Raw genomic sequence first — 13,786 nt, forward strand, 5'->3', positions numbered from 1 at the left:
ATGATCGAGGCGCGGCGGCTCCACATCCTCCGTGCGGTGGCCGACCACCGCACGGTGACGGCGGCTGCCGCCGCGCTGTATCTGACCCCCTCGGCCGTTTCCCAACAGCTGACGGCCCTTGAGCAGGAGACCGGCCACCGCCTGGTCGAGCGCGGTGCCAAGGGTGTACGGCTGACTCCGGCCGGCGAGATCCTGCTCGCCCACGCCAACGCGGTCCTCGCCCAGCTGGAGCGGGCCGAGGCCGAGCTCGCCGCATACGGCTCCGGCGAGGCCGGCACGGTCACCGTCGCCGCCTTCGCCACCGGCATTGCCCAGGTGGTCGCCCCGGCCGTGGCCCAGCTCGCCCGCACCGCCCCCGGCATCCGCATCCGCGTCCAGGACGCCGAGGGCGACGCCAGCCTCCCGATGGTCCTGGACCGGCAGGTCGACGTCGCGGTCGCGGTCGAGTACCGAGGAGCCCCGCCCGCCGACGACCCCCGGCTCACCCACGTACCCCTGTACGCCGAGCCCTTCGACGCCGTCGTCCCGCTCCACCACCGGCTGGCTGAGGCCTGCGAGGTCCCCCTCGCCGAACTGGCCAAGGACACCTGGATCGGCCCGTACCCCGGCAACCCCTGTCACGACGTGGTCGTCCTGGCCTGCGAGAGCGCCGGCTTCCAGCCCCGCCTCGAACACTCCTCCGACGACTTCCGCGCCGTGGTGGCCCTGGCCTCGGCCGACGCGGGCGTGGCCCTCGTCCCGCGCTCGGCGCTGCGCGGCATGGACCTGACCGGCGTGGTCGTACGCCCCGTCGACGGCGTCGCCCCGACCCGCCGCGTCTTCGCGGCCGTACGACGCGGAGCCGAGGGACATCCGCTGATCCGCCCGGTGCTGACGGCCCTGGGCGAGGCGGCACGGATGTGAGCCGTCCTTAACGCCGGCGTTTCACATCAGGGATATCGTCCCGGATATGAAACATGCCGTCCCAGATCCGGTCGTCCCAGATCCGGTCACCCCCGACCCTGTCGACGCCCGTCTAGGCCGCCGCCTCGCCGAGCTGCGGGCCGAACACGGCTGGTCCCTGGGCGAGTTGGCGGAGCGCAGCGGAGTGAGCAGGTCCACCCTGTCCCGGGCCGAACGGGCCGAGACCAGCCCCACGGCGGCCCTCCTGAACCGCCTCTGCAACGTCTACGGCCGGACCATGTCCCAGCTGCTCAGTGAGGTCGAGGCGGAACCCGCGGCCGTGCTGCGCGCCGCCGAACAGCAGGTGTGGGAGGACCGCGCCTCCGGTTTCGTACGACGCTCCGTGTCGCCGCCGCACGGCGGACTGCGCGGCGAACTCGTCGAGGGCCGGCTCTCGGCGGGGGCGGATATCGCCTACGACCGTCCGCCGGTGCCCGGGCTTGAGCAGCACATCTGGGTGCTCGACGGGAGCCTCGCCGTGACGGCGGAGGGCGCCGAGCAGCTCCTGGACGTCGGTGACTGCCTGCGGCTGCGGGTGTGGGGGCCGACGCGGTTCCGGTGTGCCGGACCGGGGGAGACGCGGTACGTGCTGGCGGTGGTGCGGCCGTGAGGACACTGCGCCTGGGGGCGGAGCAACTGCCTAAGAGGGTTGGGGAGTTGGCCGAGCTCCTTGCCGACACCGTGAACGGAGGGGCGTCCGTCGGCTTCCTCGCCCCCTTCGAGCGGGAGCGGGCCGTCGCCTGGTGGCGGGGGCGGGCGGCCGCCGTGGCCGCAGGGCGGCTCGCCGTCTGGGTCGCGCTGGACGACGCCGGCCGGGCCGTCGGCACGGTCGGCCTGGCCTTCCCCCATCTCGACAAGCCCAACAGCCCGCACCGCGCCGAGCTGGTGAAGCTCATGGTCCACCGCGACGCCCGCGGTCAGGGCATCGGACGCGGGCTGCTGGCCGTCGCCGAGGAGGCCGCGGTCGCCGCCGGGATCACCCTGCTCCATCTGGACACCGAGACGGACAGCCCCGCCGAGCACCTCTACCGCTCGGCCGGCTGGACCCGCGCCGGGGTCATCCCCGACTACGCCCTCGACCCCCACGGGGTGCTGCGCCCGACGACCCTCTACTACAAGCGCGTGGGTGCTCCCGCCGGGTGACTGTCAGTGGCAGGGGCTACGGTTCGGGACATGCCGGAAGCCGAAGACGTACGCCGCGTCGCCCTGTCCCTGCCGGACACCAGCGAGAAGATCGCCTGGAGCATGCCCACGTTCCGGGTCGCCGGGAAGATGTTCGCCACGCTGCCCGAGGACGAGACCTCCATCGCCGTGCGTTGTCCCAAGGAGGAGCGCGACGAACTGGTGCTCGCCGAGCCGGCCAAGTTCTGGATCGCCGACCACGAGGCCCAGTTCGCCTGGGTCCGGGTCCGGCTCGCCGCGCTGGAGAGCGAGGACGAACTGCGCGACATCCTCGCCGACTCCTGGAGGCAGGCGGCCCCGACCCGACTCCTGGACTCCTACCCGGAGTTGGGGCTGCCGGGCGGGAGCTGAACACCCGCCCCGCGCCGCTGCGGCCGGCCGGGACAAAAGGCGTGCGCGACCACCGAGCCGAGTGCGGTATTGTTTCCTTGCGCGTTTCGACCGGGGAAACCCCAGGTCAAACGACACCGGGACGTGGCGCAGCTTGGTAGCGCACTTGACTGGGGGTCAAGGGGTCGCAGGTTCAAATCCTGTCGTCCCGACGGTGTTCACCAGCGGGTCTGTCGACAATGGCAGGCCCGCTGAGTGCGTTCGTGTGACAGGTGATGGCGGAGTGATGGCAGTCGACGACGTCCGGCGACCGGTATCAAGCTGCCCGGTTTTCTGACGCCGGAGCGGTCTGCTGGTGTTGGCGGTCGGCGCGTGTTGGGGCCTTGTCGATGGTGGTGATGGCGTCGCGGGCGGCGTGGGGCAGCAGGTGGCCGTAGAGGTTGACAGTGGTGGACAGAGTCGAGTGGCGCAGCGTCTTGGAGACCACGGCCAGCGCAGACCGTGAGCTGATCATGATGGTGGCGGCAGTGTGACGCAGGTCGTGGACCCTGATCCGGGGCAGGCCGATCTCCTCAGACCGCCGGCGCAGCTCGGTCAGGACACCTTGCGGGCGCAGCGGGCAGCCGTCCGGCTGGCAGAAGACCAGGCCTTCCAGCGTGGTGGCCGGAGGCTGACCTGCCCGGGCCAGCGTCGCCCGGCGCTCCAGCGCGGCGGCGACGCGCGGGAAGAGGCTCACCCAGTTCCGGCCCGCCTTGGTCTTCGGGTGGCCGAGGTAGAGCCGGTCGTTGTTGACGGCAGCGAGGTTCCAGCGCATCAGCAGGGTCTTCTCGGACCGGTGGACATCCGTCCAGTGCAGGCCGAGGGCCTCGCCACGGCGCATACCGGTGCCGAGCAGCAGCTCGAACAGGTCGGCCGACTGGTCGCCGCAATGGGTGTGGTTGTGGCGCAGGAACGCGGCGGCTTGGGTGGGGTTCCAGCAGGTCCGCTCCTGCGCCGTGGGCCCGGGCGTCATCGCGTGCCGGCACGGGTTGTCCGCGATCAGCCGGGCGCGTACGGCGGCGCCGGGGGAGCTGGAGAGAGTGGCGCCGATCCGGTAGATGGTGGTGCGCCCCCGCGCGCGAGCGAACTCGGCCTCCTGCCAAGCGGTGATGTGCCGCGGACGAAGATTTTGAAGGGCGATGCGTCCGAAGGAGGGGATGAGGTCGGCGCGGACGTAGTCGCGGTATCGGACGCACGTGGTGGGCTTGAGCGTCTCCTCTTTCGTGCGGAGCCAGTCGGTCAGATAGGCGGCGAGGGTCAGCTCCTCGTCGGCGTACAGTCCGGCACGTTCGACCCTTGAGTTTGGGCAGGCCGCGCCGAACTGGCGGCCGTCGGGTCGCCGGCAGCCGCAGCGTCGGTAGAGACGACCGCGCTCAGGAGTACGAGGAGCGACGATGCTCGCCTCAAGTGGGGGAGTGGGTCGGCTCCGCGATGGCGGCGTCGTCCTCCGGCGTTTCAGCTGGCGGATCATGGCGGGGTGAGGGCGGATGCCGTCACCCCGCCATCACAAGACACGCCTCGCCGCCTTTGAGCAGCAGCGACCCCTTTATGCGGCGCTCCGACGTCCTGTTCGCCTCGGCTTGAGGACGGGTTCCTTGGCGTACAGCCAGGTGCCCGAGGAACTGTAGCGGCCGAGACTGGACGAGGGACCGTCCCCGTCGGTGCCAGGAACACACCAAGAGGGAAGGCGAAGACGAGCCAGGCGCGAGACCAACCCCGCGGGAGCGGGGAGCACAGCTCCGCACCGGCCTGTGGCCAGCCCCGTGACGGCACGTCTGAGCACGGGTCACCGACGCCTCCGAGGAGGCATGCCAAGCAGTAGTTCGGTCATGGCGCGGGCATCCCGCCGCCGATCTGGCTTCGCAGACCAGACGCCAGGGATCACGACGCATGCCAGTATGGCCAGCGCGCTGAACAGAGGGATGAGAGCAACCCACGGGTAGGCCACTGCGACGGGTATCAGAGCGCCCCCTGAAACCAGGCCGAGCAGCGGCCGTGCCCTCACGGGTCGATAGTGCTCGCCATGCGCACAAGATCCTCTCGGTCCAGGGAGCTTCGGGCTCCAACCGCCTTCCACAACGCGTTACGTCGGCACATCTCCGACGTCGTTTATGGAAGCGCCTCGCATCCGACTCTCTCGGCTGGCGAACCCGAGTTCGTGCGGGGAGGGGCGTCCAAATCCCCCGAGCGGAATTGAAGCCATTGTGGCGTACGAAGCTCACCAGGTGAAGACCTGTCAGCGGCGCGGAAGTACCGTTGACCCTGCGCCGGGTTCCCCGCCCAGCTGCTGACGGCTGAATCAGACACGTCGCCCGTGCGGCCGCAGTCCAGGAGAGCACGATCTCGCGCAAGATGTGTGAACTGGAGACCGGCCAGGACCCGTTGGGTCGAGTCCGCCGGGAAGGCGGAGGCCGGAAGAAGGCGACCGAGCTGGACCCGGGACTGCGGCCGGCGCTGCCGGCGTCGGTCGTGCCCGATGAGCGAGACGACCCGATGTCGCCGCTGCGCTGGACGACGAATTCGACCCGGAACCTGGCAGCAGAGCTGCCCCGGCAGGGTCACCGCGTCTCCGCCGACACCGTCGGCAACCTGCTGCGGGAGGAAGGCCCGCGGTGTACGCGCGGGCCATCTGCGCCCAGGCCCCATCACGTTCGACCGCCACGTCCCGCGCATACAGGCGTCGGTACCGCGAGATCGCGGCAGCCGCCGTGCTCGGCGACGAGAGCGCCTGAAAGCGCACCGGTCTCGCCTGAGCATGGCAGCGGTCCATTCACCGGAACAGCGCTCGACGGAGGTGCTGGCGAATCCCACCGTAGTTCATGCGCAGGCAGCGTCGAGTCCGACGAACCCCAGGTCGGCGACAGCGCCGATGTATCAAAGGCGGCTCGACGCTTCTCTACCTGTAAGGCAGGACTGTCGGCGGATCCGGTTGTCGGGGTGGGCACCGGGCGAGGAGCGCGCAATGGAAGATCTGCTCAGGCTGGTGATGGTGCGTCCCGCGGCGCAGGCGCAGGCGCAGGCGCTGCAGCCCAGTCCCGACCTGCTCGCGCAACTGGCCGTGGTGGCCAAGGGGCAGGGCGATCTGGTGGCCGGCCGGAGGGACGTTCTCGCGCAGTGGCGCGCCGCCCACCCGCCGTGTGCGTCTCCCGCAGAACTCACTTACGGGTCTGCCCTGTTGGCGCTCGGCGAGTGGCTCACCGAGGGTGACCGCCACGCGTCGGACGTGCTGCGCCGGGCTCGGGACGTTCTGCACGCCGATCCCCAGAAGGTCGTGGCGTCCGGGGAGTTCGCGGCGGACGTTCGGCGGCTGGACGACACGCTGCTCGGCCAGACGCTGCTCTCGGACCCGGCGAGCGCGGACATCGCCGCGCTGATGACCGCCCGGAGCGGGTACACCGCGCTGCGCCTGGCGGTCGGCGGGCAGGATCCTCCGCGCACTCCCACGGTGAGCCTGCCCGACGCCGTGACACGTACCGTCCCGACCGCCGCAGCGGACGGCGGGGACGGTCCCGGCGAGGACCCGCGCGCGCCTTTGCGGCAACGGCTGGCCGAGATCGACGCCGCCATCGACGCCGTCGTACGAACGGCACGCACGGCCTTCACCGAACCGGTGATCGGTGTTCGAGCCCGGTCGTCCCAGGCCGCGCCGGATGGCGGCGAGGGCGCACTCGCCGCACAGGACGTGCTGTCGGAGTTGGCCGGGCCGCCGCGTTGGCAGTTACCGCAGGCGGTGGCGGCGGGCCTGCCCGAGGCCGCACGACGCACGATCCTCGACCTCGCCGGAGACCCGGTCGCGACCCCGGTTCCCGCCGTGACCGGGAGGTTGACACAGGCCCGGGGCGATGTGACCCGGGCGCTGGCCAAGCTCGACCTCGCCGAGACCGGCCGGGTGACGCGTATCGGCTCGGGTTTCTACGAACCGCTCCCGGTCGTGGGGACGGATCCGAAGGACACGCTGCCCACGACCCACGGCACCGTGCACCCGGTGGGCGTCGGCGACCTGCTGCTGGTGCGGGAGCACGTCAAGGCGTACGAGGCGGGCGAGGTCACGCACATCGAGAACATCCTGCGGCGGGAGCACCTCTCCCGGGACACCCGCCGGCTCGAACGCGACGAGCAGCAGTTCACGGTCGAGTCGGAGACGCAGAAGGAGGAGGAGCGCGACACCCAGTCCACCGACCGGTTCTCGCTCAAGCGGGAGACCAGCGACACGGTGAAGACCGACGCACAGGTCAAGGCAGGGCTCACGGTGGACGCGAAGTACGGGCCGTTTGTCGAGGTCAAGGCCGACCTGCAGGGCTCCTACCAACAGGTCACCGAGCAGTCGACGAAGCAGGCGAGCGAGTTCAGCAAGGACGTCATCGACCGTGCGGTGAGCAAGCTGAGCGAGAAGACCAGAACCGTGTCGGTCCAGACGACGATCCGGGAGTTCGAGGAGACGTACTCCCACGGGTTCGACAACAGCGGCACCGGCGCAGACAACATCAGCGGCGTGTACCAGTGGGTCGACAAGGTGTCCCAGGCCCAGCTGTACAACTACGGCAAGCGCATGCTCTTCGACGTCGTCGCGCCCGAACCCGCTGCCTTCTACATCTGGGCGCAGCAACGAGGGCGGGCCGAGGCGGTGCAGATCAGCAAGCCGCCGGCGCTCACCATCACCCCCGGTGACCTGGACGAGGGCAACTACCTCGTCTACGCGCAGGCGTACGGGGCGACCGGAATCGATCCGCCGCCGGCCCTGCACAAGACCATCTCACAGGCCTGGGACGTGACCGTGGCGGCGGACCCGCATCTGTTCACGAAGTCGGGCACGGTCGTGGTGGACGAGGGCTACGCGGCCACCTGGGCGGGCACTGCGGCGGCCTGGAACTATCCGAGCGACCAAACGCCGTTCATCCGCATCATCGTCGCCAACGCGAGCCTGGCTCCAGGGGATACGACGTTGCTGGCGGGCGAGGAGGGGTCTTTGGCCGTAGGCCTGTTCGCCAGCAAGGTCAACGCCGTCACGGCGACCCTGGAGATTCTGGCCGAACGGACGGACCGCGCCTGGGCGCAGTGGCAGGAGAAGGCTTACGCGGCCATCCAGCAGGCCTATCTGACGCGTAAGTCCGAGTACGAGCAGGCGCTGGCCGAGGCAGCCGCCGCGGGCGGAGTGACGGTCACGGGCCGCAACCCGGCCGCCAACCGGGCGACGATCCTCGCCGAGCTGCGCAAGGCCTGCGTCACCGAGCTCACCGCCCAGCAGTTCGACGCCTTCGGGGCACTCAGCACCGATCCGGCGGGCCGCCCTCAGCTCAATCTCGTCCGGACCTCCCAGCAGGGCAAGTACGTCCGCTTCTTCGAGCAGGCCTTCGAGTGGGACCACCTCGTCTATTTCTTCTACCCGTACTTCTGGGCGGACAAGGCGACCTGGCAGTACCGCTCGCTCCTCGACGACCTCGACGATCCCGACTTCGCCGACTTCCTGCGTGCCGGGGCCGCCCGTGTCGTGTTTCCGGTCCGGCCGGGATTCGAGCAGGCGGTGCTGTACTTCCTCGACACCGGGCTCATCTGGGACGGCGGCGACCCGCCCGACATCACCGGCAGCCAGTACGTCCCCATCGTCGAGGAGATCCGGCAGGCACAGGGAGCGCCCGGCGAGGAGGTGGCGGTGGGCGACCCGTGGGAGGTCCGTGTCCCGACGTCGCTCGTGAAGTTGCGCGCCGACGACAAGCTGCCGGTGTGGAAACAGGACGACTCCGGGAACTGGGTCCCCGCGAACTAGCGGGCCTCGCGCGCGGTCGACGACAGGGGGCGCTGTGCAGAAGCTGACGAAGGTCGTCCTCTGGAAGGGACGGACGGACCCTGCGAACCGGGTCATCCCCGCTCACCTGAAGCTCGCCATACTGTCGCGCGGCACTCTGCCGATCGCCGCCGACGCCGTCACGCCCTTCCTGGACCTGGCGCGGGCTTCCGGGGCCACATGGCCGGACCGTTTGACGGGACCGCTGAGCGATGCCGGTCCGGCCTTCCCGGTGACCTTCGAACTGTTCCAGAACCAGCGGCTGACGCTGACGCCGAACGAGATCAGGGAGGCGATCGACGGCTATCTGGTCCTGCGGCGGAAGAACGATCTGTCGCAGACGTGCTGGCGACTGATCTACTCGTGGATGCCGGCCCGGGACCGGACGACGCTCGAGCGGCGTTTCGACGTGGATCTGGGCGAGCTGTTCCGCCGGCCGCACGTCACCGTCCGGCCGTCCGACGACCCCTTCCGCCATCTCCTCGTGTACTACGTCTGTCTGCCGCTCGCCGTCTCCCGCCTCGTCGCACCCCCGGCACCCCGACGCTCGCCGTCCCCGCTGCCGCCCCGCCCCACGGGCAAGCCTCCCCTCCTCGGCCTGCTCAAGCCCAACACCGAGCTGCATTTCCGGGACGGACCGAGCACCACGGCGAAGAGCCTCGGCGTTCAAGCGGGCACCGCGGCGCGCGTCATCGTGAAGGACAAACAGGAGGCGGACGACAGACTCTGGTACCGGTTCGAACTGACGGATCCCGCACGGATCGTCCCGGAGGTGGGTGATCCGCTGACGAAGGCGAGCACCCTTCCCGCCGGCACGTCCGCCTGGGCCTCCGCCAACGCTCTCGACATCCTCGTCGTGGACTGGGCCCTCGTCCGCAACGACCTTGCCGAGTTCGACACCGCCAACTCAAGCCTGTCACTCGGGGCGAGGATCACCGCGCTCCGGCAGCGCCTGCACGCCAAGAACCTCCCCTTCGACGTGGTGATCGGCACCGATCACGGGAAGGTCTACCTCGACGACATCCCCTTCGACGCCGGCCGATGGCAACTGGGGCGCGACTACCAGGCCTTCGTCGCCCCTGACGGACGCTGGGTCGATCTGCAGCACCTCGCGGTCGCGATGGACGTCCTGGACCGCAAGGAGGACACCGTCGACTTCCTGAAGATCCCGATCGGGACGAACTACGCCGCGGCCACGTGGTCGGGGGACGTCGGGGCCGCTGCCGCCGATGCCACCCTCCACGTCGACGCCACGACGTGGGAACGCTGGAATCCGACCGCGACGGCGGCCGCCCGCCTGCAGTTCTACTTCACCACCCGAGCCAGCGAGCACGACCTGCTGGGCGACCTCGACGGTTGGGGAGTCCAGGACGTCCGTAGCCGCAACCGGGGGATTCAGCAGATCGACGGGCTGATCACCCTCTACTACGAGGACACGGCTCCCGGTGGGGAGCGGACGCTCACCGTGCGACGGCGGGTGGCCCTGGAGCGGTTCCTCAAGCACTACGGGTTCACCTATGACGCCGCCCGGGATTTCCCGAACTACCCGGTCTTCCCGCGGCAGAACGGCCCGATGGGCCGGTTCCTTCGGGAGATCAACCTGTTCGGAAGCATCTGGATGCTTCGACGCAACCCCAACCTGACGTTGAGCCATGATCCCAACGCCTGGCATCCCTCCTCCGTCGGCGATATGGCCACACAACTCGTCTGGTGGCTGGAACAACAGGTGATCGAGAACGATGCCGAAGCCTGACCGCACTGCTCCGGCTGCCGCCACTGCCGGCTCACCGATGGCCCGCCGCCTTGCACCAGCCGTGCCATGGGCGTCACTCCGCACACGGACGGTCCCCGAGGCCAAGACCGTCCCGACAGGTCATCGGACCTCGGGCATCAGCACGTCGTCCGGCACCGAGAGGACCTTGAGGCAGTCCTCCGGCTGTTCGGACACGGTGTCCCTCCTGTGCGCAATACGGTGCGGTGCGCGGTTGACGTCGCGCCGGGCTCAGGCGCGTACGGAGCCGACGCCGGTCCGCGGGAGACGGGCCGGCGTCGGTGCCGTGCGGCGGTGACGTCCTGTGCGGGGCTACCGGGGGTCCACATACAGGAGCCGGTCGGGCGACCCCTTGGGGTCCTGGACCACGCCCGGTGTGGCCTGGGCGGTGATCGCGTCCATCACCTCCTGGGCAGATGCCTCAGGGTGCTGCGCCCGGTAGAGCACCGCCGCGCCGGCGACGTGCGGGGCGGCCATCGATGTCCCGCTCTTGCGTTCGGTGGCGTCGGGGGCGCCGATACCGGCCGACCAGATCCTGTCGCCCGGCGCGAACAGGTCCACGTCCGGGCCCCATCCGGAGGAGGGCCGGCGGGTGTCGCTGTCGTCGCTGGCCGCGACGATGAGCGCGGCGGTGGCGCGGTTGCCGGCGTCCTCGTCGTCGTTGCCCGCGGAGACCGTCCACACGGTGTTCCGGTTCACGGAGTTGCGGATGGCGTCGTGGATGGTTGCGCTGCGGGTGCCGTAGCTGAGGTTGACCACGGCGAGCGTGCCGGTCCGTTCGGCGTCCGCATCGATCCACTCGGCCGCCCGCTTCATCGCCGCGTAGGTGGCGCCGGTCTCGGCTCCTCCGCTGGGGCACGCACGGTCGATGTTCAAGGACTTGATGCGGACCGTGGGGGCGACGCCGAAGGTCCGCCCGGCGATCGTCCCGGCCACATGCGTGCCGTGCGACGTGCACACCTGGTACTCGTTCGGGTAGCCGCTCACCTCCGCGGCGAACTCGGCCCGGCCGCCGAACTCCTGGTGCCCGGTGTAGACCTTGCTGTCCACGACGTACGCCGTGACGGTGGAGGTGTCGACCGCGGGTGGGGAGAAGGCGCCGTCCAGGGGCAGGTGGCGCTGGTCGATCCGGTCCAGGCCCCAGGAGCCCGGAGATGTGGTCACGGTGGCGCGCTCGTCGGTGAGTTCCTCGGGCGCCGGCGTGGCCGCGTTCTGCTCGACGAACTCGACCTGCGGGTCCTCGGCCATCTGGGCAGCCTGCCCGGCATCCATGACCGCCAGGAACGCCACGCCGGTACGGTGGTAGGTCTCCTGGACCTGCGCGCCGTAACGGCCCGCCAGCGCGCCGGCCGCCTCGACACTCGCCCGCTCCGGGTCGCCTCTGACCGCGTCGGGGCGCATGGTCACCAGGTACTCCCCCTCGATCGGCGTGTCACCGGGCGCCGGACGGAGCAGGCCGTGCGGGCGGGGCCCCGCCGGCGGCGTCACGGCGCCCCTCCCGGCATCCGGGCAGCTGGCCCAGCCGCAGTTGCCCCCACCAACGACATCATCTGTGCGTGTTCATTTGATTGCATAAAGTGATCGTAGGTAAGGGGTGCATGCTCGGCCACCGGGGCGCGACCGCAGCCCGCCGCGCGAAATCCCTCACCATCCCGAAGACGTCTTCCAGCCCGGGAACCAACTCATGCGCTGGTGGGACTTCAATGCGGCCAGCAGATACTCCGCTGCCGCCCTGGCCGCAGCAGGCTCCCGGGCCGAAGCCGGTGGACGACCGGCTGTGCCTACAGGGCATCCTGTACGTGCTCCACAACGATGTCAGCTGGCAACTGCTGCCACTGGAGCTGGGCTTCGGCTCTGGCCAGACCTGCTGGCGCCGGCTGGGCCGGCAGCACGAGGCCGGCGTCTTCGAGAAGCTGCACCATCTCCTGCTCGCCGAGCAGCACGCGGCCGACGCCCTCGACTGGACCCGGGCCTGCGTGGATGCCTCCCGCATCCGCGCGAAAAAAAAGGGGGCGAGGCCACCGGCCCGTCGCCGGTCGACCGCGGGAAGACGGGTAGTGAGCACCATCTGATCTGCGACGGCCATGGCACTCCGTTCAAGGTGATCACCACCGCGGCCGACGTCAACGACGTCACCCAGACTCTGGCCCTGGTCGAAGGCGTCCCGCCGGTCGCTGGGAAGCCCGGTCGGCCCCGCCGCCGGCCCGACGCCTTGCTCGGCGACAAGGGATATGACAGCAATCCCAACCGGCGCGAGCTGCGCAGACGCCGGATCCTGCCAGTGATCTCCCGCAAGGGTGCCCCGAACATCAAGGGCCTGGGCAAGCTCCGCTACGTCGTCGAGCAGACTTTCTCGCTCCTGCACCATTTCAAACGCCTGGCCGTGCGCTGGGAGCGACGCCTCGACCTGCACGACGCCTTCGTCTCCCTTGCCGGCGGCCTCATCTGCTGGAGACGCCTCAAGAAGACCCGTCCATGATCGCGATGCGGGCATACACGCCCAGCCGCGAGCCCGCCATCGAATCCTCAGGCGGAGCGATCATCCAGCCTGACCGCCCAAAGCGTTTCGTCGTAGCTGCCGGAAGCGTCCAGGCCGAACTCGGCCTCCCCCGACGCCTCAGCACCCGATTCGTCGTAGAGGACCACGGACAAAGGCGGGTTGAGGAGAAGCTTCTGGCGGCAGATGTCAGCAAGGCTCCTGTCCTGGCAGAGGAGGATTCGACCGATGCCATCCCGCAGGGCGAAGTCGGCCCAGATACGAGGTAGGGAGACATCGGCGACGTACGAGATGACCGTTCCGCTCTCGCCATCCCTGTGAAGCCGCCCGCAGTTGCCACAGACGTACAGCGACGAGAACGACGCTTCCACGGCACGCTGCCGCTCCTGAGTGTCGAGATCGGCAGGAGCAGGCCAGGCGATCTGGTCGAAGAGCTCGTCAGGGACGAGCCGGAACTGCTGACCTGGGTTGTGGGAACCGCTGAAGATGTTGCCGCATTCACACTTGAAGCCGCCCATGATCCTCCCCCTTCAAAGCGTTTCTACCAGGTCGACAGCGAGTCCGGGACGGAAGCCTTCCCCTTGCCGGTTCGGCAGCATCTGCTCAATCAGCGCCTACAGGTCATGGTCCACGATCACAGCTGGCTGCCCACGGCCCCGACAAGATCGTGTTACGAGTTCTAAGCAGCCTGCCTCGATGTTCTGCGTGGTCACACACTCATGCCGTAGCCCAGTTCCTCAGCCCCGATGTGCCAGAAGGAGTTCTCGTCGGCAACGGCCTCGGCATCAAGCACCCCGAATCGTTCCAGCAACGCTTCAGTGAGCGCGTCGGCGGCTTGCTCGGCAGGGTCCGCGGCCTCGTCATATGCACGGTTGAAGGCGATGAACGCCTCAACGCTGGAGTTCACCAGCTGGGAAACACCGTCCTCCGGCAGACACCACAGCGAGCCGTCGTCACGCCGTAGGACGAGTGCGCTCAGCCCTGGGTCGACCGCGACCAGGGCATACCGCACCCCGCCGACCGTGCGTTCCGTAAAAGGGGAGTCCTGCCACACCCCGGGGTACGGGCAGCGAGCACATCCGGCCAAGAGTGAGGCGACTTCGGCGTCGTTCATGCCGAGAAAATAGCCCGCCCCGCCGACTCTTCACCAAGCCGGTGAACCTAAGCGGTCACAGCACCAGCCCACATGCTCGTCCGAGTGCCGTCGGGTGCGTCCGGACGGGCGGCCATATCCGGCATGGAC

11 protein-coding genes, 1 tRNA gene and 1 pseudogene are annotated in these 13,786 nt (G+C 69.5%); 9 read left to right on the forward strand and 4 right to left on the reverse strand.

The annotated features are described in order from the left end of the window. The 5 genes from ACFWPS_RS08615 (at position 1) to ACFWPS_RS08635 (ending at position 2,666) form a co-directional block, all read left to right on the forward strand. On the forward strand, positions 1 to 903 hold the full coding sequence (locus tag ACFWPS_RS08615) for a LysR family transcriptional regulator (protein ID WP_383702472.1): 903 nt from the start codon (positions 1 to 3) through the stop codon (positions 901 to 903). A 46-nt stretch (positions 904 to 949) separates the two neighbouring features. Further along, complete coding sequence (locus ACFWPS_RS08620; RefSeq protein ID WP_383702475.1) at positions 950 to 1,552, forward strand: helix-turn-helix domain-containing protein; 603 nt, start codon at positions 950 to 952, stop codon at positions 1,550 to 1,552. 47 nt (positions 1,553 to 1,599) lie between these two features. Next, the gene (locus tag ACFWPS_RS08625) at positions 1,600 to 2,085 is read left to right on the forward strand and encodes a GNAT family N-acetyltransferase (RefSeq protein ID WP_383702477.1); all 486 of its coding nucleotides are present in this window, start codon (positions 1,600 to 1,602) and stop codon (positions 2,083 to 2,085) included. 30 nt (positions 2,086 to 2,115) lie between these two features. Then, positions 2,116 to 2,475: an MmcQ/YjbR family DNA-binding protein gene (locus ACFWPS_RS08630; RefSeq protein ID WP_383702479.1), complete on the forward strand. Its 360-nt coding sequence runs from the start codon at positions 2,116 to 2,118 to the stop codon at positions 2,473 to 2,475. Positions 2,476 to 2,592: 117 nt separating this feature from the next. Next, positions 2,593 to 2,666: transfer RNA gene (locus tag ACFWPS_RS08635), tRNA-Pro, on the forward strand. A 104-nt stretch (positions 2,667 to 2,770) separates the two neighbouring features. Here the strand turns inward: ACFWPS_RS08635 and ACFWPS_RS08640 are convergent. Then, positions 2,771 to 3,964, reverse strand: coding sequence for a tyrosine-type recombinase/integrase (locus tag ACFWPS_RS08640; RefSeq protein ID WP_383702481.1), 1,194 nt, complete (start codon positions 3,962 to 3,964; stop codon positions 2,771 to 2,773). An 827-nt stretch (positions 3,965 to 4,791) separates the two neighbouring features. On the opposite strand from ACFWPS_RS08640, the pseudogene ACFWPS_RS08645 reads away from it, so the two are divergent. From ACFWPS_RS08645 to ACFWPS_RS08655, 3 genes and pseudogenes are all read left to right on the forward strand, one after another. Further along, a pseudogene (locus tag ACFWPS_RS08645) lies at positions 4,792 to 5,100 on the forward strand (ISAzo13 family transposase); the annotation flags it as partial. Between the two features lie 355 nt (positions 5,101 to 5,455). Continuing rightward, a complete protein-coding gene (locus ACFWPS_RS08650) occupies positions 5,456 to 8,257 on the forward strand; it encodes a hypothetical protein (RefSeq protein ID WP_383702483.1) in 2,802 nt (933 codons plus the stop codon). Between the two features lie 34 nt (positions 8,258 to 8,291). Next, the gene (locus ACFWPS_RS08655) at positions 8,292 to 10,028 is read left to right on the forward strand and encodes a hypothetical protein (protein WP_383702485.1); all 1,737 of its coding nucleotides are present in this window, start codon (positions 8,292 to 8,294) and stop codon (positions 10,026 to 10,028) included. A 330-nt stretch (positions 10,029 to 10,358) separates the two neighbouring features. Here ACFWPS_RS08655 and ACFWPS_RS08660 read toward each other — a convergent pair whose 3' ends face one another. Continuing rightward, positions 10,359 to 11,534 (reverse strand): S8 family peptidase, encoded by a 1,176-nt coding sequence (locus ACFWPS_RS08660; RefSeq protein WP_383702487.1) that lies wholly within the window; start codon positions 11,532 to 11,534, stop codon positions 10,359 to 10,361. Positions 11,535 to 11,749: 215 nt separating this feature from the next. Between ACFWPS_RS08660 and ACFWPS_RS08665 the strand changes: the two genes are divergently transcribed. After that, positions 11,750 to 12,525 (forward strand): IS5 family transposase gene (locus ACFWPS_RS08665; protein WP_383702489.1). Its coding sequence is split into 2 segments (ribosomal slippage): positions 11,750 to 12,055 and positions 12,058 to 12,525, totalling 774 coding nucleotides; the frame shifts between segments, so codons are not numbered across the junction. Between the two features lie 47 nt (positions 12,526 to 12,572). On the opposite strand, the gene ACFWPS_RS08670 is transcribed toward ACFWPS_RS08665, so the two are convergent. Both ACFWPS_RS08670 and ACFWPS_RS08675 read right to left on the reverse strand, forming a co-directional pair. Continuing rightward, on the reverse strand, positions 12,573 to 13,061 hold the full coding sequence (locus tag ACFWPS_RS08670) for a hypothetical protein (protein WP_383702491.1): 489 nt from the start codon (positions 13,059 to 13,061) through the stop codon (positions 12,573 to 12,575). A gap of 191 nt (positions 13,062 to 13,252) precedes the next feature. Further along, positions 13,253 to 13,657: an SUKH-4 family immunity protein gene (locus ACFWPS_RS08675; protein ID WP_383702493.1), complete on the reverse strand. Its 405-nt coding sequence runs from the start codon at positions 13,655 to 13,657 to the stop codon at positions 13,253 to 13,255. Between the last annotated feature and the right edge of the window lie 129 nt (positions 13,658 to 13,786).

This window comes from Streptomyces sp. NPDC058457 (assembly GCF_042720695.1).
Lineage (GTDB): Bacteria > Actinomycetota > Actinomycetes > Streptomycetales > Streptomycetaceae > Streptomyces.